Source organism: Pseudophaeobacter sp. TrK17, from assembly GCF_042192375.1.
Lineage (GTDB): Bacteria > Pseudomonadota > Alphaproteobacteria > Rhodobacterales > Rhodobacteraceae > Pseudophaeobacter.
The window spans coordinates 2079357-2099863 of record NZ_CP071700.1 but is presented as its reverse complement, the minus strand read 5'-3'; the positions used below and the strand labels follow the sequence as shown (position 1 = coordinate 2099863).

13 protein-coding genes, 1 pseudogene and 1 riboswitch are annotated in these 20507 nt (G+C 56.1%); of the genes and pseudogenes, 8 read left to right on the top strand and 6 right to left on the bottom strand.

Going from position 1 to position 20507, the window contains the following annotated elements; translation table 11 throughout:
• The first annotated feature begins 67 nt into the window (after window positions 1–67).
• Window positions 68–270, top strand: a riboswitch (cobalamin riboswitch).
• 109 nt (window positions 271–379) lie between these two features.
• Entirely contained in the window at window positions 380–1603 is a 1224-nt protein-coding gene (locus JZI28_RS09795) for an aromatic ring-hydroxylating dioxygenase subunit alpha (RefSeq protein ID WP_375700008.1), read from the top strand.
• Window positions 1604–1608: 5 nt separating this feature from the next.
• The gene (locus JZI28_RS09790; RefSeq protein ID WP_375700007.1) at window positions 1609–2688 is read left to right on the top strand and encodes a 2Fe-2S iron-sulfur cluster-binding protein; all 1080 of its coding nucleotides are present in this window, start codon (window positions 1609–1611) and stop codon (window positions 2686–2688) included.
• A 35-nt stretch (window positions 2689–2723) separates the two neighbouring features.
• On the opposite strand, the gene JZI28_RS09785 is transcribed toward JZI28_RS09790, so the two are convergent.
• Both JZI28_RS09785 and JZI28_RS09780 read right to left on the bottom strand, forming a co-directional pair.
• A complete protein-coding gene (locus tag JZI28_RS09785) occupies window positions 2724–2888 on the bottom strand; it encodes a hypothetical protein (protein ID WP_375700006.1) in 165 nt (54 codons plus the stop codon).
• A gap of 136 nt (window positions 2889–3024) precedes the next feature.
• Window positions 3025–3897 carry a LysR family transcriptional regulator gene (locus JZI28_RS09780; protein WP_375700005.1) on the bottom strand — a complete coding sequence of 291 codons (873 nt, stop codon included), beginning with the start codon at window positions 3895–3897 and terminating at the stop codon, window positions 3025–3027.
• Between the two features lie 207 nt (window positions 3898–4104).
• Between JZI28_RS09780 and bla the strand changes: the two genes are divergently transcribed.
• The 3 genes from bla to JZI28_RS09765 all read left to right on the top strand — a co-directional run bounded on the left by bla (window position 4105) and on the right by JZI28_RS09765 (window position 11562).
• A complete protein-coding gene (gene bla, locus JZI28_RS09775; protein ID WP_375700004.1) occupies window positions 4105–4983 on the top strand; it encodes a class A beta-lactamase in 879 nt (292 codons plus the stop codon).
• A 281-nt stretch (window positions 4984–5264) separates the two neighbouring features.
• Window positions 5265–6446, top strand: a complete 1182-nt coding sequence (locus JZI28_RS09770) for a hypothetical protein (protein ID WP_375700003.1) — start codon at window positions 5265–5267, stop codon at window positions 6444–6446.
• Entirely contained in the window at window positions 6439–11562 is a 5124-nt protein-coding gene (locus JZI28_RS09765; protein ID WP_375700002.1) for an AAA domain-containing protein, read from the top strand. Before JZI28_RS09770 ends, JZI28_RS09765 begins: the two co-directional genes overlap by 8 nt.
• 19 nt (window positions 11563–11581) lie before the next feature.
• Here JZI28_RS09765 and JZI28_RS09760 read toward each other — a convergent pair whose 3' ends face one another.
• Window positions 11582–11782, bottom strand: coding sequence for a hypothetical protein (locus JZI28_RS09760; RefSeq protein WP_375700001.1), 201 nt, complete (start codon window positions 11780–11782; stop codon window positions 11582–11584).
• A gap of 428 nt (window positions 11783–12210) precedes the next feature.
• Here JZI28_RS09760 and JZI28_RS09755 point away from each other — a divergent pair.
• The 3 genes and pseudogenes from JZI28_RS09755 to JZI28_RS09745 all read left to right on the top strand — a co-directional run.
• A pseudogene (locus JZI28_RS09755) lies at window positions 12211–12546 on the top strand (transposase); the annotation flags it as partial.
• A 92-nt stretch (window positions 12547–12638) separates the two neighbouring features.
• A protein-coding gene (locus tag JZI28_RS09750) for an IS3 family transposase (protein WP_375700000.1) occupies window positions 12639–13791 on the top strand; the annotation gives its coding sequence in 2 pieces (ribosomal slippage) (window positions 12639–12907 and window positions 12906–13791; 1155 coding nt in all).
• 61 nt (window positions 13792–13852) lie between these two features.
• The gene (locus JZI28_RS09745) at window positions 13853–14227 is read left to right on the top strand and encodes a LysE family translocator (RefSeq protein ID WP_375699999.1); all 375 of its coding nucleotides are present in this window, start codon (window positions 13853–13855) and stop codon (window positions 14225–14227) included.
• A gap of 49 nt (window positions 14228–14276) precedes the next feature.
• Here JZI28_RS09745 and JZI28_RS09740 read toward each other — a convergent pair whose 3' ends face one another.
• The 3 genes from JZI28_RS09740 to JZI28_RS09730 form a co-directional block, all read right to left on the bottom strand.
• A complete protein-coding gene (locus JZI28_RS09740) occupies window positions 14277–15437 on the bottom strand; it encodes an IS30 family transposase (protein ID WP_375699998.1) in 1161 nt (386 codons plus the stop codon).
• A gap of 266 nt (window positions 15438–15703) precedes the next feature.
• A complete protein-coding gene (locus JZI28_RS09735; RefSeq protein ID WP_297339016.1) occupies window positions 15704–16150 on the bottom strand; it encodes a hypothetical protein in 447 nt (148 codons plus the stop codon).
• A gap of 48 nt (window positions 16151–16198) precedes the next feature.
• On the bottom strand, window positions 16199–20338 hold the full coding sequence (locus JZI28_RS09730; RefSeq protein WP_375699997.1) for a hypothetical protein: 4140 nt from the start codon (window positions 20336–20338) through the stop codon (window positions 16199–16201).
• Window positions 20339–20507: the final 169 nt, after the last annotated feature.

Genomic DNA, 20507 nt, shown 5'->3' with positions numbered 1-20507 from the left:
TTCTCGGAAACAGTACGGTTTTGAACACAAAGAAGTCGTTCACAACTTAGAAAATCGACGCCCGCACAATAAACTCTTCTTGCAAGGTGCTGCCTTCCCTGCCGGGAGGGTGGAGAATTGGGAAATCGGTGAAAATCCGACACTGCCCCCGCAACGGTAAGGAAGATCAGGTTCGGCAATCGCCACTGGGAGGAGGATCCCGGGAAGGTGCCGTGACCGGGTGCAAACCTCTTCCAAGTCCGGAAACCAGCCTTGCAGATATGTCAAACCGCGGGTGGCGGTGGGGGCTCGGTTTTCGGACGTGATCCTCGCGCCTCCGGACTGTTCTCTCATGCCATCAGCCCAAACAAGGCCGCGGGGCGCGGCAGGAGAGCCAGAAGTGAATAACATTCAAAGCCTATTGGCCCGTCGAAACCCAAAACATGCATTGGAACAGGCGTTTTACACCGACCCTGAGGTCTTTCAGGCCGATCTGGAAGCCATCCACTATCGCGAGTGGCTCTTTGCTATTGCGGCCTGTGAATTGGTGAAACCTGGCGATTACGTCACCCACACCATAGGGGCATATCGTGTGATCATTGTGCGCGGTGCGGACAACCAGATCCGTGCCTTCCACAACACCTGCCGCCATCGGGGCTCTATCATTTGCAAGGCCGCAAAAGGGAACGCGCCCAAACTGGTCTGCCCCTATCACCAGTGGACCTACGAGCTAGACGGCTCACTGCTTTGGGCCCGCGATATGGGGCCGGATTTTGACCCCAAACAACACGGGTTGAAAACGGTGCATTGCCGCGAGCTTGCTGGGTTAGTCTATATCTGCCTGGCTGACGAAGCCCCGGATTTTGAAAGCTTTGCAGCGATTGCCCGCCCCTACCTCGAACCCCATGACCTGGGACAGGCAAAAGTCGCTTTCGAAAGCTCTATTGTCGAAAACGGCAATTGGAAACTGGTCTGGGAAAACAATCGCGAATGCTATCATTGTGGCGGCAATCATCCTGCCCTTTGCCGGAGCTTCCCGGATGATCCCGCGGTCACCGGCATCGAGGGGGGTGAAACACCTGCCCATCTACAGGCACATTTTGACCGCTGCGAGGCCGCAGGGCTGCCGTCGCGCTTCCATCTGGATGAGGGCGGACAGCACAGACTGGCGCGGATGCCCCTGAAAGAGGGTGCTGAAAGCTATACCATGGATGGAAAGGTCGCGGTCCGCCGTTGGCTGGGACGTGCGCCCTTTGCCGATGCTGGGTCTCTGTTGAAATTCCACTATCCTACAACCTGGAACCATTTCCTTGCGGACCACTCTTTGGTGTTTCGCGTCACCCCAATCAGCCCAACAGAAACCGAAGTAACCACAAAGTGGCTTGTCCACAAAGACGCGGTGGAAGGTGTTGATTATGATCTACAGCGCCTGACCGAAGTTTGGGTCGCCACAAATGATGAAGACCGCCGGGTGGTCGAAGACAACCAACAAGGCATCAACAGCCCAGCCTATGTGCCCGGTCCCTATTCCGGAACCCAGGAGTCTGGTGTTTTGCAATTTGTGGAGTGGTACTGCGCCACACTGGCGGAACGACTGGCACCTGATGCCCTGGCGGCGGAGTGAGCGACATGAAAGACCTTGTTTCCGCTGTACCTGTTTGGAAAGACAGTGAATCACTGGAATGTGTTTCGGTGGTGCCAGAGGCGCCACATACCGCAAGCTTCAGCTTTCGGGCGCCTTCCGGGGCGCTATTTTCCTATGAACCCGGGCAGTTCCTGACGCTCGAAATCCCGGCGCCAGATCAGCCGGGCGGAGTAGTGCACCGCACCTATACTATTTCTTCTTCGCCGTCGCGCCCGCGCTCGATCACCATCACTGCCAAGGCCCAGGCAGACAGCATTGGCACGCGATGGATGCTGGACAACTTGCAACCTGGCATGCGCATCAAGGCGATAGGACCAGCGGGAGTGTTCAGCAACTCCAACAGCACGGCCCGCCGCTATCTGTTTATCTCGGCAGGGTCAGGCATCACCCCTATGATGTCGATGACCACCTGCATGTGGGACGAAGGACGGGAATTGGATGTTGTCTTCATCAATTGTGCCAAACGCCCCTCTGAAATCATCTTCCGCCAACGCTTGGAACAAATGGCCAGCCGCACCCCGGGGCTTGATCTGAAATTTGTGGTGGAAGACCCCGATCCATATCGTCCCTGGACTGGTTATCAGGGACAATTCAACCAGTTGATGCTGGGCTTAATGGCACCGGACTATCTGGATCGTGAGGTCTATTGTTGCGGGCCTGAGCCCTTCATGACGGCCGTGCGCGAAGCTCTGGGCGGTCTTGGATTTGATATGGACAATTATTACCAAGAGAGCTTTGGCGCCCCGGTTGAAACTGAAGCCGACCAACCTGATCTGGATGACGTTGTGCTGGACAGTGACACCAGCGCAGAAATCCACTTTGCCACTTCCGGCGTTACCGCAAAAGTTGCAGAAACGGATACTGTCTTGGCAGCTGCGCGCAATGCTGGCCTGAATATCCCATCGGGCTGTACCTTCGGGCTTTGTGGAACCTGCAAGGTCAAGAAATCCTCCGGCGAAGTGCATATGGTACACAATGGCGGCATTTCAGACGATGACATCGCAGCGGGATACATACTTGCTTGCTGCTCCAACCCAATTGGTAAGGTTGAGGTTGAGTTTTAAAACACCAAAGGGGCGCTGACTGGCGCCCCTTCGCGTTAGAAATCCCAATCTTCCTCTTCGCTCGCCACAGCCTTGCCGATCACATTGAACGATCCAGAACCAGAAAAGAAATCAATGTTTTCGCTGTCGAGGCTGAGGGCTGCCAGTTTTGTCGGCTTCATCTCAGAAACGTCAGGCGGGAAAAGTTCTTCAAAACCCAAATTTTATTATGCCCTGTTAGCGTATAGTGGAGGAGGACTTTGACCTCTTCGGTCTGCCGTGTGCGGTTCCCGATCGCCGTGGAATGTCCCTCTACCGAGTATCAGCCGCTTGCCAGGGCAACGCGATTATCGCCACTCATTGCGCCGTCTCTGCAAGCCAGGATTCAAATGCCATGGCTGCGGCGGATACCTCTTTGGAGGCCAGACGGGTAACCCAGTATCTGCCGGTTGCGATCTCCACGTCAAAGGGACGCGTCAGGCGGCCATCGGCCAACTGCGCCTGAAACATGCTGTAGGGCAATAGTGCCACGCCCATACTCTTTGCTGCCAGTTCCGCCATGGCGATCGAGGAATCAAAGACCGGGCCGTCAAGTTTGGGACATTTTGCACCCGCTTCCTGAAACCAGATCGGCCACTCGTCGGAGCGGTAGGATCTCAGCAGCACCTGGTGTGCCAGCGCATCGGGCCCATCCAGCCGGCAGGCAAGCGAGGGGCTGCAAAGCGGGGTAAGCGGGGTTTCCATCAAGGGCTGTGCCGTCAGCCCCGGCCAACGCCCGTGGCCATAACGGATTGCAAGATCCAGACCCTCGCGCGCAATGTCCACCCGGTTGTTATTGGTGAACAGGCGAATGCTGATCCCCGGGTACCGCTGCTCGAACCCGGGCAGCTGGTCAACCAGCCAGCCAACGGCAAAGGTGGTCACGACGCCAACATTGAGTGTCTCCTGATACCGGCCATCCAGAAAGCGGTCCAGAACGCCTCCGATACGGTCAAAGCTGGAGGTCAGTACCGGCAGCAGCGCCTCCGCTTCGGATGTCAGGAGCAGCCCTTTCGGCGTGCGGTGAAACAGCTTGATGCCAAGCTGGTCCTCCAGCCGCAATATCTGATGGCTTACCGCCGCCTGGGTCACGCACAGCTCGACCGCTGCATTGGTGAAACTGCCCTGCCGGGCGGCAACCTCAAAGGTGCGCAAAGCGTTCAGGGGAATATTGGGCCGATCCATAGTCATTACTTTTTCTAATGCAGCATCTGACTATTAGTCGTTTGCGCTGGATATTGGAAGCGAATAGCCCGCACCCCATGACATGAAGCAATGCCAAGGGGCGTCCGCCGCCTGCCGCGGCGCCCTGAAGATCTGCAAGAGACCGCCCGCTTCACCCTGCGGAGCGGATAGGTCAGTGCGTTTTTTTGAAACCTGAAAACACGGAGAAGACCAATGAAAAAACAATCCTGCGAACTGCTGCGACTATTCGCACTTGGCAGCGCCATCACGCTCGCAACCGCGTGTGACTTGGCAGCACAGGGACTGGAAACGGTTGTGACTGCCTGGGAAGACCGCCTGGATGCACGCATCGGTGCCGTACTGCACGACACCTCATCGGATTGGAAAATTGCTCTGCGCCCGCAGGAGCGCTTCCCCATGAACAGCACCTTCAAATCGCTTCTCTGCGGTGCGGTTCTGGCCCGCGTTGATGCCGGAGAAGAAGACCTGGACCGGCGCATTCATTTCGATGAGAGTGACTTGGTGACCTATTCTCCGGTCACCAAACAGCATCTGGCTGGCGGCCTGACAATTGCGGAGCTTTGCGAGGCCACAGTTACGCTCAGCGACAACACCGCCGCCAATCTGCTGCTTGATGCGATTGGCGGCCCGGCCGGCCTCACAAGTTTTCTGCGCGAAACCGGTGATCGGACCACCCGTCTTGATCGCTGGGAAACAGAGCTCAACGAGGCGGCGCCGGGGGATCCGCGGGATACGGCGATGCCTTCCGGAATTCTAAAAACGCTTGAGGCCCTGCTCTATGGCGATATCCTCAAGCCTGCCTCCGCAGCCCATCTGCGCCAATGGATGATAGACGATAAGGTCGCCGATGCACTGATCCGGGCTCATCTGCCGGAGGGGTGGGTTATCGGTGACAAGACCGGTGCAGGCGGCCACGGCTCCCGCGGCATTGTCGCCTTTATTGAGCCGCCGGCCGGCGGCCCCTACATGGCGGCTGTCTACATCACCGAAAGCGATGCCGACATTGCGCTGCGCAATCAGGTGATCTCGGAAATCGGCGCAGCCATGATAGCCGAAATTGAAGCCCGGTAGAAACTGCAAAAGGGAGAGCTCGGCAGTTGGCTGCTGCTCTCCCCCCTCCTGTTTGACATCCAAACATGAGAGGCATCATGAAAACAATTACGCGACGGTGCTTCCTGGCTGGGCCTCTGCGCGATTATTGCAAAATTTGGGCAAGACTGGGACTGTTGTCCCCGGTCAGGAGCCTCTTGCGGCTTGATGATGGTTGGTCAGTTCCTTATTGCCATGGGTGGGCAATATTATGCTCTCTTCATTTTTGACCAGACCATTCAGTTCTTACGCGAGAAAAGCCTTTGTCCGAAATCCCGCCATTCCTGAATTACCACAACGCGCTCGCCGATTTTTTGCAGCACGAAGAGGCCGATATCTGGGCCTGGTTTGCCTCTGATAAATTGACAGAACAGGCCTTTGATGAAAACCGACTGATGTTGCTGAAAAATGCAGTGCGATTGGACGCAGGGTCGCATGACAGATTGTTTGCTATCGCGGGCGAAGTGAAAGAAACGCTTGCGATTGACGTGCCGCTCAACCTTTTCCAGGGCACGGGAACTCACCGGAATGCTGCGTTGATCTATACTCCCAATGAGATCAACATCATGTTCGAGGGCGAGACCATTGATATCCTCAGCGACGCTGAGTTGCGCAGCCTGCTAGGCCATGAGATGGCGCATTACCTGCACAAGACCCGCGAGGATGGGCGGTATTTCACGGCTGATCGGATGCTGGGGTGGATTTGCGGCGAAAACGGATCACACCCTGCGCATCTGCAGTCGCTCTGGCTGTCGCAGATCTATCAGGAGATTTTTGCTGACCGGGTCGGGCTTATGGTCTGTGAGGACCGGGATGCAGCAATTTCCTTGCTGATCAAGGTTGGGTCCGGGCTGAAGAAGTTTTCGGTTGAAACCTATCTCGAACAGGCAGCGGAGGCGCTTGATCTGAACAAGAAGGACGGCTCGCAGGGGGGGACACATCCTGAAACCTACATCCGTGCGATTGCTCTTGCCGATTGGGCCAAGGACAAAGAGACCGCCGACGCGCGTCTTCCGAAGTTGGTGGAAGGTGATGATCGGTTGGAACGGCTGGACCTGCTGGCACAGCGCAAACTGACCGATCTGACGCGCCTGATGATCCAGAAATTTCTGAGCGCCGATTGGGCTCAGTCTGAGGAGATCGAGGCGCACGCCCGCGCCTACTTCCCAGATTTTGACCGCACAACGATCCCATCCGAAGACACGGACCTGTCCCGCCTGACTGAGGCAAGCGAGGATGTGAAGGATTACATGGCATCGGTTCTGCTAGATTTTGCAGCGGCGGATCCGGATCTTGAAGACGAACCCTTGTTGGAGGCAATGCAGTTTGCCGACATGTACGGGCTGTCGGATGCGATTACCCCGCGCATCATCAAAGACCTTGGTGTGCCCAAGAAAAAGCTAGCGTCACTGCGCAAGGCGCTTGTGGAGGTGCCCAATGATTGATGTTGCCAAACATGGTTTCTTTGAGCTTCTTGAAAGCTGGAATGAAACGCATTCAATCGGGAATGAGGACCTGTTGGCCGCCGTTTTGCCCCTGATGCAGCAGGTCGCAGAGGCGCATGATGCCGGGCAAGTGGCTCCGTTGTTTCCCCTGGCTAAGCTAAAAACGGATCATGGCCATCTGTTCTTTATTCAGTCGGAAGCAAGAGCACCGGCATCGGCCCGCGCAGTTCGCAGCCGCAAGGATCTGCAGGCCAAGAGCGGCATCAAGGTCGTGAGTGAGCTCAGGGTGACTTCTGATGATGCAATCGGCACAGAAGTGCATGACGCAAAAGTTGCAGAGGATGCCGAAGCCAGCCCGTGTTTTTTGACCCAGTACCGATCCTGGGAAATCGAAGCGGGCCATCACGACCCGATCACTGATATCTATGGGCTGGGAATGATCATCGGTTCGCTGGCGACCGGTCTTGACTTTCGGCAGAAGGAACAGCTCGAAACCTTTACCCGCTATCGCAGTGATCTGGCCCAGTTGAACAATCGGCTTAGCCCGGTGATCTGTCGCGCGATCGAGCGCATGACTGAGTTGGAACGGTTTAACCGAGCACAGGACATGCCCACCCTGATCCGCGCGTTTGAAAACCATCGCATGATCGGGTCGGTTTTTGACAATGAACTGACAACGAGTGCTTCATTCGGGGCAGAGGCCGATTTGCCCAGAGGTGAGTTGCTTAAGCGTTTGCGCGCCCGGCTATATGATATGACCAGGCGCAATCGGCTGATCTACCACAAGCCTGTCTCGACCGAATTGAACCTGACAGAAACATCCGTGCCTTTGGTGATGAATTTTCAGGCGATCAAATCCGAAGAACTGTTCACCGCCGATGGCCGTGCCATGCAAATGCTGCTGTCGGGCAAAGAAGTTGCCTTGCGGGATTACATTCGATTTGAAGAGATGCAGTTTGCGCCATCAGTCCTGTCCAAGCTACGCTCAGAAAGTGCGCGGGTTGAGCGGGAATATGGCGCAGCTCCACTACGCTTGGTGCCCGTATTCCTGCGTTGGTATGATTTGAAGAACGACCCGCATGTGCCGATTTCCTCGCCGCTGCTGTTGCTGCGGGCAGAATTGAAGCGCCGCAAGGGGGTAAAGGATGTCTTCACCCTAAAAGCGCTTGATACAGTGGCCGAGGTCAATCCGGCCTTGTCCTTTGCGCTGGAAAAGCTGTTTGGCATCAAACTGCCCAGAACGGTGGATATGTCCCAACCGGAGGCTCTGCAGGATCTCTATCAACTTATCGAGACCCAGATTTTGTCCAGCGAGCCCGGTGTACGCCTGGAATATGCCGACAAACCACGCATCAAGGTATTGCACCAGAAGGTGCGCCGCCGACTAGATCAGTTTAACAAGCGCCGCGTTGGCATGGTTAAAGGCAGGCGGGCGCGATCTGGGTTGCGCTATTCCTATGAGCATCCGGGATTTAACCCGCTGGGGCTACAGCTATTCAAAGAATATGTTACCCCCGCACAGGCTCCCAATCAAGCCGTGATGGGGCGCGCACTGCCGCGGATGTTCAGTACCTCTCACGTGGTCGACCCTGCGATGACAGAACGTGAGGCGACAACCTTTTCTGCGGCACAGGACACTGATGGACGTTTTAACTGGAGCTTTGATCTTTGCTCGGTAACCCTTGCCAACTTTAACTATCGAAAAATGTCGCTGGTGCGGGATTATGATTCCGTCTTGGCAGGTGAGTTGCCGCCAAATGCGACCTTTGATCTGCTCTTCAATGACCGCAATTTTGATACCGGCAGCATTCCTAACCTGCCCAAACCGGAACACCGCTATCCAGTCATCGAAATGGATCCCAGTCAGGAAAAGTCGGTTCTGAATGCCCGCAGTGGGGAAAGCTATGTCATTCAGGGCCCGCCGGGTACGGGCAAATCACAGACCATCACCAACCTGATTGCGGACTTCATCGGGCAAGGGAAACGTGTGCTGTTCGTTTGTGAAAAACGCGCCGCTCTTGATGTGGTGTTCAACCGTTTGACGGGCGTGGGCCTTGGGGCTCTGTGTAGTCTTGTGCACGACAGTCAGCAAAACAAGCGCGATTTCATTCAAGAACTGGAAGATATCTACACGCGCTGGACCAGTGACGCTCGTCCAAAGACAATGGCCATGCTGACGGATGAACGTACGGCACTGCTACGACGTATTTCAGAAGCGCTGGCTGATGTGCGCGTGCACATCAAGGCCATGACCTCCGCTGCGGTTGGGACCAATGAAGCGCTTTATTCCGTGACTGACCGCGCGCTGAGCGCCCCTGCCATGGGTTTGGATGATAATGATCGGGACCTGTTGCCTGATCTGTCCGATTGGTTGGAGTATGAGGATGCGGTAGACCGCGCGCTGACCGGAACCAAAGGCTTGGCAGGGGGGCAGTGTCTGTCGCAACGGCCCGAAAGACTGTTGACCCCGGCACTTTGGGCGGATGACAAGACCCTGGATCAGGTGCCGGAACGGGCCGCAAATCTGGCGTCACGCGCCAAGCGGTTGAGCGGGATAGATGCCGATCTGTTTGGTGAGATCACCACCGCGGGTGCTGGCTTTGCGCAAATTCAGTTTGCTGCGCGTGTTGCCGCAATGGCGGAGGTGGGACAACTAGGCCTGCTGGACCCTGCAAGCCGCGAAAGCCGCCAGTTCAAAGGCGAATTGCGTCTGGTAGATGAGAAAAAGCGTGCCTTGGCTGCAGCAACTGAAAAAGCATCCGCCTGGACCGAGAGACTGACCCCGGATGAAACCAAAACAGCGCTGCGGCTGGCGCAGGGCAAGGAAGGCAAGTTCCTGTCATTCCTGTCTGGCCCTTGGCGGCAATTGAAGAAAACCATTTCGGCACGCACCCGGACGGTGGATGCCGCAGTTGCACCCTCTGTGGTTGATCTGCTGTCGCAGCTTGATGCTGAACATACAGCCAGAGAGGCCCTGGCTGAAACCAAGCGGCAAGCTGCTGGGCGATATGGATTTTACGATTTTGCAACCCTATCCACAATTGTGGCGGAACGGGCCGCAGGGAGAATGGCAGAAGGCGCCGCAGCAGATCCGATCCTGGCCAAGGTGGTGAGCGATCCGGCCAATTCGGAACGTCAGGTGCTGGCTTTGGCCCGCCATGCTCCAGTGGTCGAAGGGCTGTTGGAAGAGGCAACCGGTCTGATTGATGGGCTGGATACATTGGCATTGTCTGATTTGGCCCCGGCGCTTGATGCGCTCGCCCTAAGTCGGCCGCATTTGCGTGATCTGAAGTTCATGTTGCAGCCGCTGGCAGAAGCGCCTGCATCGATCTGGCATTGTTTGCGCAACCTCGATTTACCCACAGATCAGTTGCACGCAGAAATCCTGTCAGAGACGGTGCGCCGTAGCCTGCTCCAGACCCCTGGCCTGACAGCTATTGATCATTCCATGCTGGAACGGGCGCGCACAAAGATCGCAGAAAGCCGGAAGGCGCTTCAAGAGGTCAATGCGTCCCTGCTGGAACTGCGCGCTATGGAAACCTTTGACCGCCATATCGCGTTGACTGCTGAAATGGATCGCAACCTGTCGATGGAAGACCGGGCACGCAAATCATCCTATGCCAAGGCGCGTCGGGCATTAGAACATGAATTCAAAAAGACCCGCGCCTATCGGTCGCCACGTGAAATGTTAGGTGGTCCTGCCGGAGCATTGATACCGGACATCAAGCCGATCTGGTTGATGAGCCCGCTTTCTGTGGCGGATGTCCTGCCACTTGATTCCGATCTGTTTGATGTGGTGATCTTCGACGAGGCATCGCAAATTCCAGTAGAAGATGCGGTGCCAACATTGATGCGTGCGCCGCAGATCATCGTTGTGGGAGATGAGATGCAACTGCCGCCGTCGAGATTCTTTGGCAGTAGTGACGCTGCCGAGGAGTTTGATGACGCTGAAGAAGATCTCAACTTTGAGTTGGAGCAGGACAGTTTTTTGACCCTTGCGGCGGAACGCTTGAAATCGACCATGCTCAGCTGGCACTACCGATCGCGCAGCGAGGAGCTGATCAGCTTCTCTAACGGGGCCTTTTACAACGGGCAATTGCTGACCATTCCGGCTACACACAACCGGCAGCAGCAACCTCAGATCGATGTGTTGGACGCAGGGGCTCCTCCGCTAACCGCATCCGAGGTTTTGGCGCGTCCGATTTCCTACCATATGATCAATGACGGTGTTTATGCCCTGCGGCGAAACGCCGAAGAAGCGCGCTATATCGCCCATCTGCTGCGCGACATCCTTGCTCAGAAAAGTCAAAAAACCATTGGCATCGTTGCCTTCTCGGAGGCGCAGCAATCCGAGATTGAAAATGCTTTGAGAGATCTGGCACGTACTGACAAGGACTTTTCTCGCAAGCTCGAAATTGAATTTGAACGCGAAAGAGATGGCGAATTCATCGGGCTTTTCGTAAAGAACCTCGAAAATGTGCAGGGCGACGAACGAGACATCATTTTGCTGTCGATCTGCTATGCTCCACCGGAAAATGGCAAGATGCGGATGAACTTTGGCCCCATCAACAAGGTCGGAGGCGAAAAGCGTCTGAATGTCATCTTTTCGCGTGCGAAGGAAAACATGGTCGTTGTGTCGTCGATCACCTCCGAGCAGATCACCAACGACTATAATGCAGGTGCCAACGCGCTGAAGACTTTCCTGCGGTATGCGCAACTTGCCTCAACCGGAGATAAGCAAGGAGCAGGTCTGGCGCTTAAGGCGGTGATGAGCAATGCGGACCGGAGCGAAAAACCTGTAAATGCGGCCGCAGAACAGATTGCCGCAGCCTTGCAAGAGCGCGAATTTGTTGCGGTGGTCAACCACGGCATGTCCCGCTTTTGCGTCGATGTCGCCGTCCGCCAGGCAGATGAAGCCGACTTTAAGCTGGCCATTCTGATCGATAGCAAAGAGACCTATGCGACCCATGCCACTTTAGAAGTTTTGACTGAACGTGCCATTTTGCTGGAAGCTTTTGGATGGAAGGCCGTGACCGTCACCTTACGGGAATGGCGGGACAATCCTACGGGGGTTGTTGAAGTGGTAAGGGCGTACTTAGAAGGCGACCCTAATTGAATGCGGAATAAGGCTTCCATCAGCCTCGCGCTGAAAAGGGATGTTTCTTATGAGAAGGTCCGAACATTTCGATGCCCAAATCTCGCAGTTCGCCTGCAAAAAAATCTGGAAAAATGGCCGAGACATACAGCGTTGCGAGCAAGCCTAGGATGAAAGCGACCTGAGGCGTGAACATCTTCGCCATGCGTGAAGGCTGGCGCGGTGCACCAAGCGCGATCATGCGCAAGCCCGGGCGCGGCGGTGGTTTGTTTTATCACTGGTCCGTCCTGCCCTTTAGCCGACCTTGGCGTGGCTACCATCCAATGACCGCCCCCGGCGGAGGCTGTTTGAAAACTCGTAGACGGAAGCTCGACCGTAGCTGTCATATCGACGAAGTGCAGAAAAGTTCGTCAACTGGATGAGGGCATGACGATAACCGGCGTTTTCGATGTTTCAAACCACTGGCAGCGTTTTGACACTGTCTCAGCCCTATGCGGACATGCCCCCGATGCATGATTTGGTGGGAAATACCACTTTCTGCTGGTGGCTCCAACGGTGGCGGCTCTAACTTCCGTCAGGATCGAGCATTTTGGATTGGCAACTTAGGGTCAGGACCCATTGATTTCCGCTTAGGGGCGTGATTCACGGTTCGAAAACTGAGCGGTGAACATGTCTGATCTTTTCTGGCTGACGGATGCGCAGATAGCGCGTCTTGAGCCTTTCTTTCCCAAGTCCCATGGTAAGCCTCGCGTCGATGACAAGCGTGTTATGAGCGGGATTATCTTCATCAATCGCAATGGCTTAAGATGGCGTGATGCGCCGGGGGAATATGGTCCACACAAGACGCTCTACAACCGTTGGAAGCGCTGGAGCGATAAAGGCATCTTTGCCCAGATGATGGTCGGCTTGGCCGCTGATCACGGCGAGCAGACGACGATCATGATCGACGCCACTTACCTCAAGGCCCATCGAACGGCGTCCAGTCTGGGCGTCAAAAAAGGGGGCGTGGACGCCTGTGAGCTACCCCCCCGAAATTCGGACACTGACGTAAGCTGCTATTTGTTGTCTGCTGATCTTCAACACGAAGGAGATCAGGAATGTCGAAACGGAAGCAACATCATCCAGAATTCAAAGCCAAGGTGGCGTTGGAGGCGTTGAAAGGCGAAGAGACGGTCAGCGATTTGGCCATTCGGTTTGGCGTGCACCCAACGATGATCCATCAGTGGAAGCGCGCATTACTTGAAGGCGCATCGGGCGTATTTGAGCGTGGCGGACGGAAGGCACCGGAAATCGATGAGGAGCAGGTCAAAGACCTGCACGCCAAGATTGGGGAGTTGGCCGTCGCCAACGATTTTTGGCCAGAAAGCTCAAACCTTGGACCGGCAAGTGAGGCGCAAGATGATTGAGCCGAACCTAAAAGGTCTGTCAGTCAGCAAGCAATGTTCGCTGCTGTCGATCTCGCGGTCTTCGTTCTACTATGAGCCGAAGGGCGAAAGTGAGATGAACCTCGATCTGATGCGCCTGATCGACAAGCAGTTCCTGGAAACGCCGTTTTACGGCGTGCGTCAGATGACATGGCACCTACGCAATGACGACCACCTCGTCAATAAGAAGCGGATCAGACGCCTGATGCGGCTGATGGGCCTCATGCCGATCTATCAGAAGCCCAACACCAGCAAGGCAGCGAAGGGTCACAAGATTTACCCTTATCTGTTGCGCGGCTTGCGCGTGGATCGGCCCAACCAAGTTTGGTGCGCCGACATCACCTACCTGCCGATGCGGCGTGGGTTTTTATATTTGGTCGCCATCATGGACTGGCACACGCGCAAGGTGCTGGCGTGGCGTATCTCAAACACGCTGGAAGCCGAGTTCTGTGTTGATGCCTTGAATGAAGCGATCCACAAGTTCAGCCCACCCGAGATCATGAATACGGATCAGGGCAGCCAGTTCACGTCATTTGCTTGGACCGACCGCCTGCGTCGATCCGGCATCCGCATCTCAATGGACGGCAAAGGCCGGTTCCTCGACAATATCTTTGTCGAACGACTGTGGCGGTCGCTGAAATACGAATGCGTTTATCTGCACGCATGGGAGACCGGATCAGAGGCCAAAGCTGGCGTCAGAAAGTGGATCGCGTTCTACAACCACAAGCGCCCTCATTCCGCCCTTGGCGGCAAACCACCCGCTGTGATCTATTGGCAGAGAAACGAAACAACCAACCCCGATCAGCAGATGCAAAGAGTAGCTTAAATCACCCCAGATCCTGTCCAAGGATTGGGGAGTAGCTCACAAATGGGTGGGTGTCGGATATATGGCGTGGCTTGGGCTGTCTCAGATACTTGAAGCAAAGCGAATGAACGAAGCCGACCTTGTTATCGCAGCCTCGCCTGAAATGCGTGTAGGCAACCTTCGCTCTGGATTTCTAATTGGTGTTTTAAACCCAAAGGCGATCCTTTTTTACGTCGCGTTTCTTGCACAATTCATGAACCCTGAAAAAGCGATGACACCGCAGTTCCTGATCCTCGTTGCAACCTCGACGATCAACGTCTTCATCGTGCTTGGCGGATACGCACTGCTAGCGGCCCAAGCTCGCAAGACATTCCAAAGCCTCCGCGCACGAAAACGGATGGGTTACACGGGAGGGTTGTGTCTTTTGGGTGGCTCGGCCTTCATGGCCTCCAATTGAGAGCAGCCATTCCTCCCATCCGCATAAACGGCAGCTGTGTCCTGCGGTTTCAACTGATCGCCTCAACACATGCCTCAAATTTCTCTGCTGGGGTTTGGTATTGCAAGGTTTTTCGGGGCCGCTCGTTCAGCTGGCGTGCAACGGCGCTGAGTCTGGCTTGGCTAAAGCCCGATATGTCAGTGCCTTTGGGAAAGTATTGGCGAAGTAACCGGTTGGTGTTTTCATTGCTACCGCGTTGCCAAGGTGACTGTGGATCGCAAAAGAAGACGTCGATCTTTGTGGCCATGGTGAACTTCGCATGCCCTGCCATCTCGGATCCTCGGTCCCATGACAGTGACCGATACAGCTCTTTAGGCAGCTTGCGGGCCTGCTTGATCAGGGCCGTGATAACACTTTGGGTGTCCTTGTTTTCGACTTTGGCCAACATCACAAACCGGGAATGGCGCTCCACCAGCGTGGCGATGTAGCTGTTGTTCGAGCCAACGATCAAATCACCTTCCCAGTGCCCCGGAACAGCGCGATCTTCGATCTCAGGAGGGCGTTCACTGATCGGGGTCGCATCCTTGATCTTGCGCAGTTTCAACCCTTTCTGGGTCGCGTGTCGTGATCGTCGAATGGCACGCGGGCTGCGTAAACACTCCTGCAATTCCTTCTTCAAGACCCCACGGGTCTCTACATAAAGGCTGCGGTAGATCGTTTCGTGGGACACGCGGTACTGCTCCTCGTCTGGATGCTTGCGCTTAAGCCAACCAGCGATCTGCTGTGGTGACCATTTCCGGTGCAACTTGCGTGTAATCAGTTGGCACAACGGGTCGTTGAAAGAGAGTTTACATGATTTGGGCCGCGTCGCGCAGTCCCAGGCGCGCTGATCTGAGCACGCCGCGCGATAGGTCAGACGCCCGCCATTTCTGCGGACCTCTCGACTGATCGTCGAAGGCGACCGGTTCAGGCTATTGGCAATTGAGCGCAATGACTGATTTGCGACCAAGCCGCGAGATATCTCTTCTCTCTCCGATAAGCTCAAAGCAAATCGGGACCGCTTTCGAACTGGTGGGCGGATACCGCCGAACTGCGCGAAATGCGGGAAGATTGAAGACGATGCACGATTGAAGTGCCGACCAATCGAACTCATCGACGCTCCGCGCTGCCACCGATCCCACATCTCGGATTTCTGTTTATCCGTGTAAAACGTCCGCGTTCGATACTTCATTTCTCACACTCCATCTTTCCAAAAAGATTAAAGTGTTGCGCTCACCCGTTGAAACCACCCCGCAGTGCGGACATTCACCTGTAAATATAGCTGCAAGCCTAACCAGTGACCGCTTGTCACGCGGCAGCGCAGCGGTCGAGGGCTATCTGCCCAGCCCGAAGTGATCACACGGAGCAGAGTGTGAAAGTCTAGGCCCTGCAAGGCCGGTGGACCTGGGTGGTGGTCCGCAGTGGTGCCCAGGTTCCGTTGGCCTCGCGTGTCAGTGGTTATTCCACCATGGCGACAGGATAGTAGTTCGGTGCACTGCCTTCAGTCATCGTGACCCTGTAAGGAATGCCCATGAACATATTCTCCACGAAGAAAATCAGCTCATCGCCATTTTTCATTGGCTGGTGGATTGCTGCAAAGTCAGGGATCCCAAAATTGTGCAGGCGAATAGTGCCGGGACCCACTTCTTCGTTCGGGTCTTCCGCATTGTAGCGTTCCATGTAGCGTTGCTGGAATTCTTCCGGCTTGATGATCAGTTCGAAATCGTCGCCTTGGACAATATGATTGACCATTTGAGCGTAGGCAAAAGCCCATTTGGGGTCTGACAGCGCGGGCGCTGCTTGCGACAATTGGGTCGGCGATGACACCTCGGTTTGCGCGATGATCACGATCGGAGTCCCGGTGACGGAAAACGCAAGCTCGACGGGGGGCAACAAATCAGCCATGTGGGATCTCCAGATTTAGGTGGGCGTTCCTATGGGGGCGCTGTGTCTTCATTTTACTTCATACCAGTTCGAATCTTCCCAGTTTTGTCCGGCCGGTGTCATGCGCCCGGTGAACGCGTCTTTCTTCCACATGACCAGATCGCCAGTGACCGGGTCGGGTGCCGCGACAAAAAAGGTCTGGCCTTCCGGGCCGCCCCAATTCGTATCGGCGATAACCACTTCGGGCACCGGCAGCGCCTGCATCAGGGCTGCCTGAATATCCCCGGACGTTCCTTTGTCGACCTGCGCGACGAAGAAATCCAAAACACGTTTCTGGAGCTTTGCATCCGCGCTAGGACGATTGGCGGCGATCCAATCTTTGGCTCGGCGCTGCGCTTCAGCCGCGCGGTAGGCGGCCAGTTCAGTCTCCACCTTAGCCTTCAACTCACCTGGCGTCATGGGTTCGATTGGTCTGCGTTTGAAGGCATCTGCCAAGATATCTCGCATGTCGGCATCCGCCCCGGCCAGCAGGGCCCGCAACTGATCGTCATACATGCGCGCGGCCTGATCGGTTGGCAGTTTTGTGCTGGCCAATGCCTTGCCTGGATCAATCAGCTCGCGTTTGATCTTGGCGTCCGAGTCCGGGTCGCGGATCTTGTCCTGGCTCGGGTGGCCCGGCAGCGCGTTGAAGGCGTGGTTTGCGTTGTCGCCGCGCGTCGAGATGAGTTTCATATCCGTCGGCTTGGTGGAACCGAGGTTAAGTATTGATCCGATCACCTTCTCGGTCCGGCCTGACCGCGTCGAGGGCAGGCCTGATTTGGGCAAGATTTTGTTGATGGAGGGCGTGCCCCCTTGCAGCACGCGTTCGGTTTGGTCCTCAAAACCACCCCCCGCCATGTTCCAGGGCGCGATCCGGTCTTTGCGTTTCTTTTTGGGATCGGCGGTGCTGTAGGCGTCAAGGATGGTATCGGCGAACTTGGGGTCTTCAATCACAGCAACAACAGCTTTGCCTTCGTCGCTTGTGGCTGAATATCCGGTTGCGGTCAGTGCAATGTCGCGCATCGCGGCCATGAAATCAGCCTCGCTGGCAAGTGCTGCGCCTTTGTATGTCACCTGGTAACCGCCATCGGTGGAGCTTCCGTCTCCACCGCCGCCAACTGCGCCCACTTCGGGGCCCGCATTGTACTCAAACTTCAGCTGTTGGGTGATCGCTTTGCGCAGCTTCGCTGACACACCCGGCACCACCAGCCCTGTGTCCGGGTTGGTTGAGGAATTCCAGTCGGTCAGTGGGATCGCGTCTTTGATACCTGAAAAGGTCTCAGGTTTTTTCAGCGCTCCGCTGAGCTTCTTGTGCTCACGGCTGGTTGCCATTTCTGCGGCTGCGGTCGCCACCGAGTATTCCCAGCTGCGCATCAGCGGGTTTTCTCCCTTGGGCGGATTGACGTTGGCTGGATATGTCTTGCCATCCGGCGTCGTGTACATCCCGGTGGTCGCCAGCTTGCTGAATTCATCCATGGCGCGCATCGGGTCGGTTTCGCGGATACCGCGCACTGGCGCCGTCGAGAAGCACGAGCCAACCGGCCCCTGGCTCAGCGGTGTCATCATGGCCGCAATAACCGAGGCCTTGGCATCGGCATCCGTCACCGCACCGGGGTCTTTGCCAGACGTGCCCGCAACGATTTTCAATGCCCCCACGCGGCCCGCCGCATCGGGGGCAGGCAGCGCGGTAGCGTCAATGACTCGTTGCGCATCTTCCTTTGTCGCTTCATCCGCGAACAAGGATTTCACCTCTGTCATCTTGTCGGTCATATGCGGGGTGAAGTTTGTCAGGCTCCCGGGGTGGAACATCATGTGATCCATCGCCTGTTTTGCCTTGGGCGTGTCAAAGCTGACAGCGCCGTCTTCGCCGATAACCGCTGAACTCATTGCCTGTGTGCGGGAAAGCGCGATCTTGTTCTTGCGCTGGCGCTCCTGAGCGTGATCGTCCAAGGGTTTGCTCATCCCGCCATGCGGGTCAGGCTGTAACTGTGCGCCGCTGTCCAGATAGGTCGCAAATCCGTCGAAATACTCTTGGCCCTGCGTTGCGCCCAAGCGCAGTGCGTTGGTGGCCATCGTACGCATATCTGCTTCCGGCAGATCGAGCTTGTCGCCAGAAGGCGCGGCAAACCCATCCAGCATCTTGTCGGCAACGAACCCTGCATTTTGAGCAATCACCGACGGGTCCGGGGAGTGCGCGGCGAGGTCCAGCGCATTGCGGGCCAACTGACCATCCTTGGAAAAAACGTCCAAGAACTTTGCCTTGTCCTCGGCGGGGATCTGCGGCTTGGCGTTTGGCGACAGGCGCCCAAATGTCAGCGCATCAAGCATACCGCGTTTGGCATCCTGCACCTTCAGGGTTTCAAGTTGGGCGGCTTGATCGGCCTTCGCCTTCTGTTGCGCGGCCTGTGCCTCGATAAGCGCTTGTGCCGCCGCCGCTTTGTCCGCTTTTTCCGCCTCAACCAAAGCGGCCGCCGCGTCCTTGCGCAGTTGATCAAGCTGAATACCGCGCAGCATGGCCTCGTTGCGCTGCGTTTCGGTCATCTCATTGGGTTCTGGCAGTGCGGCGTTGAACTCTGCCCAAGCGGTTTGTGCATCGGTTGCGGCTGTTTGGGCGGTCTCCCATCCAGATCCTTGGGCGGGCCCGGCGTTTAGTGCGTCGATTGCATTTTTTGCGTTCTGTACCGCAATTGTTGCGGCTTTTTCTTCGGCATGGGCCGCAGCGCGCGCGTCGCGCGTCGCCTGAATACCAGCAGGTGTCACGTCCAGCGGGCCACCTGCATCCAGCTTTTTCATCGTCTCCGATGCAGCGGCAAAGCTGGTCGGGTCAGCCTGCGCCAGCTTGACCAGAGCTTCAAAAGTGCGTGCATTGCCTCCGGCGATGGATTTCAGGGCGGTTTTCTGATCGGGTGTGATGGTCATACCATCGACCAGCGCCGCCTTTGCATCGCGCATGGCGTTGGGGTTGTTGGCAAGCTCGGCGACGATCCGATCCTGGTCGGATTCGCTAAAGCCAAGTGCCTGAAGTTCGAGTTTCTTGCGGCCACTTTCAGTCATGCTGTCGATAAAATCATCGGCTGCATCTATGGCGTCATCGACCGCATCAGACACCGCATCGGCGACGTTTTCCACCACGTCGGTGACGGTTTCGACTACATCGCCCACGGCATCTGCAACATCTCCCATCGCATCTTTGATGCCGGAGAGAATTCCAGACGCCAGTTCGGTTTCTGGCTCAGTTGCCTTTTTTGCCTGCGCGGACATTTCCTTATCGGCAAACATCTTGGCCATTTTGATGAGGTTGGCCGCCTTTTTCCAATCTCCGGCGTCCATGACTTGCCAGAACATGGTCGATATTTGGTCCGCCTTATTGGCGATCTTGTCGCCGGCCTGATCTTTCAGGGTGTCGAGGTTCTGCGCGATGGGTCCAAATGCCGTCTCCAGCTTTTGGCGAATGGCATCGCTGTCCCCAGTGGACGCGCCGCCGGGCGCGGCGGGGGTGACGGGGGTGGCGCCTTCGAGTCTGTCCAAAACCGAGGGCAGCTTCTCGACCAGCTTTTGCGCTTGCTCGACCTCGCCTGCATTCAGGGAGGCAATCGCGGATTTGAGAGCCGCCGTCAGTTTTGCAGCTGCCGGGTTGCCTGCCTGTGCAAGCGCACCGACCCTCGGGGCCAAGGCTTTGATCTGGTCTTTTACCGTGGCAATCCGGTCCGCATAGTCGTTCGAGTCGGCATTTGCGGCGTCCGGCGTCGCATCGTTCGGCGCGGGATCAACAGTGGCTGGTTCCGCGTCGTCCTCATCGTCCAATGGATCGCCAATCACCGAACCGTCGCCGAGAACAAAGGCAACTTTGAACGACAGCCCTAGATCTTTGAGGTATTTCTTTGTACCCACATACAATGCTTTAGGAGGTTCGTCTCCGCCTTCCGGGCGAAACTGAATGACCTTACCCTCGACCGTGGCAACGCCCATACAGCCCTTTGCCGTTCCGCCATTTGCCTTGGCCTCGCGCCACATAACGCTCGCGGCTTTTTTGGGGTCTGCGGCCAAGACAACGCCGCCTTCTTTGCCCAGCGTCAGGGCAAAGTTATGCTCCTTTTTGCGCATCTTTGTGATCAGTTTGGTCAGCTCGGCGGCTTCGGCCTTGGACTGTTGGGCAGACTTTTTGGGCATTGGTAAAGCCTCTCAAGAAATTGGTTGTGTCTCTTAGCCTCACCGCGACATGTTCTGAAACCGTTCAAAATAGAACGGCGGAGAACACGCGCACTACGTTCAGCGCCGAGTAAAATCATTTTCTTGAACTTTGGCAGTAAACCGCAGGTGGCGTAAAGCAAAATACGTC

What these genes read in the sequence shown, in the direction of transcription:
- JZI28_RS09740 (WP_375699998.1), bottom strand. Translation starts at nt 15,437, where the DNA reads ATGAAGTATCGAACGCGGACGTTTTACACGGATAAACAGAAATCCGAG.
- JZI28_RS09760 (WP_375700001.1), bottom strand. Translation starts at nt 11,782, where the DNA reads ATGATCGCGCTTGGTGCACCGCGCCAGCCTTCACGCATGGCGAAGATG.
- bla (WP_375700004.1), top strand. Translation starts at nt 4,105, where the DNA reads ATGAAAAAACAATCCTGCGAACTGCTGCGACTATTCGCACTTGGCAGC.
- JZI28_RS09790 (WP_375700007.1), top strand. Translation starts at nt 1,609, where the DNA reads ATGAAAGACCTTGTTTCCGCTGTACCTGTTTGGAAAGACAGTGAATCA.
- JZI28_RS09745 (WP_375699999.1), top strand. Translation starts at nt 13,853, where the DNA reads ATGGCGTGGCTTGGGCTGTCTCAGATACTTGAAGCAAAGCGAATGAAC.
- JZI28_RS09765 (WP_375700002.1), top strand. Translation starts at nt 6,439, where the DNA reads ATGATTGATGTTGCCAAACATGGTTTCTTTGAGCTTCTTGAAAGCTGG.
- JZI28_RS09730 (WP_375699997.1), bottom strand. Translation starts at nt 20,338, where the DNA reads ATGCCCAAAAAGTCTGCCCAACAGTCCAAGGCCGAAGCCGCCGAGCTG.
- JZI28_RS09735 (WP_297339016.1), bottom strand. Translation starts at nt 16,150, where the DNA reads ATGGCTGATTTGTTGCCCCCCGTCGAGCTTGCGTTTTCCGTCACCGGG.
- JZI28_RS09780 (WP_375700005.1), bottom strand. Translation starts at nt 3,897, where the DNA reads ATGACTATGGATCGGCCCAATATTCCCCTGAACGCTTTGCGCACCTTT.